1 protein-coding gene is annotated in these 2,119 nt (G+C 71.7%); it reads left to right on the forward strand.

Annotated features, from left to right (window positions below; genetic code table 11):
- The coding region (locus tag ACZ7IB_RS49040) for a polyketide synthase dehydratase domain-containing protein (RefSeq protein ID WP_470921861.1) at positions 1–2,119 on the forward strand (2,119 nt) is incomplete at both ends.

The raw sequence follows: 2,119 nt of genomic DNA on the forward strand, positions 1-2,119 counted from the left end.
CACCGAGGAGGAGGTCCGCGCGCTGCTCGACGGGGTCGGGGACGCCACGGTCGCGGCGGTCAACGGGCCGCGTGCGGTGGTGGTTTCCGGGGCTATGGCCTCCGTGGAGAGGGTGGTGGAGGCGGTACGGGCGCAGGGCGGCAAGACATCCCGGCTGAAGGTCTCGCACGCCTTCCACTCACCCCTGATGGACCCGATGCTCGACGAGTTCCGGCAGATCGCCCGGGTGCTGGACTACACCGAGCCCCGTATCCCGGTCGTCTCCAACGTGACCGGACGCACCGCCAAGTCGGGAGAGCTCACGTCCCCCGAGTACTGGGTGTCGCATGTTCGCGAAGCGGTCCGGTTCGCGGACGGGATGCGGGCCCTGGCCGGCGAGGGTGTGACGACGTTCCTCGAGGTCGGCCCGGACGCCGTCCTCACCGCCATGGCCCCCGGCGCCCTGCCCGACGACTCCACGGCGGTGTTCGTCCCGCTGCTGCGCCGCAACCGCCCCGAGCAGCCAGAAACCCTCACCGCCCTGGCCCGGCTGTGGACCGGCGGCCACCCCGTCCACTGGAGCGCCCTCCACACCGGCAACCCGACCCGCCCCGTCAACCTCCCCACCTACCCCTTCCAACGCCGGCGCTATTGGCTGGACGCCGTCCCTGACACCGGCGACGTCACCACCCTGGGCCAGTCCCCCGCGGACCACCCGCTGCTCGGCGCCCTCATCACCGCCCCTGGCACCGACACCACCGTCCTCACCGGACGCATCAGCCCGCAGAGTCACGCCTGGCTGGCCGACCACGCCATCATGGGCACCACCCTCCTGCCCGGCACCGCCTTCGTCGAGCTCGCCCTCCACGCCGGCCACCACACCCACACTCCCCACCTCGAAGAACTCACCCTCCACGCGCCCCTCGCACTCCACCCCGACCAGCACACCGATCTGCGCATCCAGACCAACGCCCCCGACCACACCCTCACCATCCACTCCCGCCCCCACGGCGCCGCGGACACGACACCCTGGACCCTCCACGCCACGGGCAGCCTCAATTCTGAACTCCCCGCACCCGGCGCCGGATTCGCCCTGGCCAGCTGGCCGCCGCCGGGCGCCAGGCCCATCCCCCTCCACGACACGTACGAACAGCTCGCCGCCCAGGGCTACCACTACGGCCCCTACTTCCAGGGGCTCAAGGCCGCTTGGCAGCAGGGCAGCGAAATCTTCGCCGAAGTGGCTCTCCCCGAAGAAGCGCACAGCGACGCCGGTGCGTTCGGTCTCCACCCGGCCCTGCTCGACGCCGCACTCCACGCCACGGACCTCGGCAAGAGCGACGATCCTGAGCGCGCTCGGCAGACGGCCCTGCCTTTCGCGTGGAGCGGCGTCTGCGTCTACGCGACAGGCGCGACCTCCCTGCGCGTGCGCATCACCCCGGCGGGCAACGACGGCGTACGTCTCCACCTCGCCGACCCGACGGGCCAACCGGTCGCTGTAGTGGAGCAGTTGGCCATGCGTCCCGTGTCGGCCGATCAGATCGCGGCGGCCCGCGACGGCGCCGACACGCCGCTCTACGTCGTGGAATGGAACACGCTGCCTGTCGCCGCGGACCAGGCGGACCCTGGTGTTACGAGCTGGGCGGCGCTCGGCGAGCGGGCGGCACAGTGGGAGTGGACCGGTGCCACGAAGCACACCGACCTGGCAGCCCTCGCCGCGGGGGCCGGCACGGTGCCCGATGTCGTCGTACTGACCTGCCCGGAAGGGCCGGACGCCGCCGACATGCCGGAGCGGTTGCGCGAAGCCACCGGCGGTGTGCTGACAGCACTTCAGGGGTGGCTGGCCGACGAGCGGTTCTCATCCTCCCAGTTGGTGGTGGTGACCCGGGGCGCGGTCGGCCCCCGTGACGGGCTCGATGAACCGGTGGACCTCGCGGGTGCGGCCGTGTGGGGTCTGGTGCGTTCCGCGCAGGCCGAACACCCGGACCGTTTCACCCTGTTGGACTGGGACGGCACACAGCCTCCGCTCCCCCGGCTCGCCGCAGTTCTGTCGGGTGGTGAGCCGGAACTTGCCCTGCGCAACGGCGAAACCTACGTACCCCGCCTCGTACGAGCCACCACACCCCACCCCGACACCTCAACC

This window comes from Streptomyces sp. NPDC037301, from assembly GCF_055602785.1.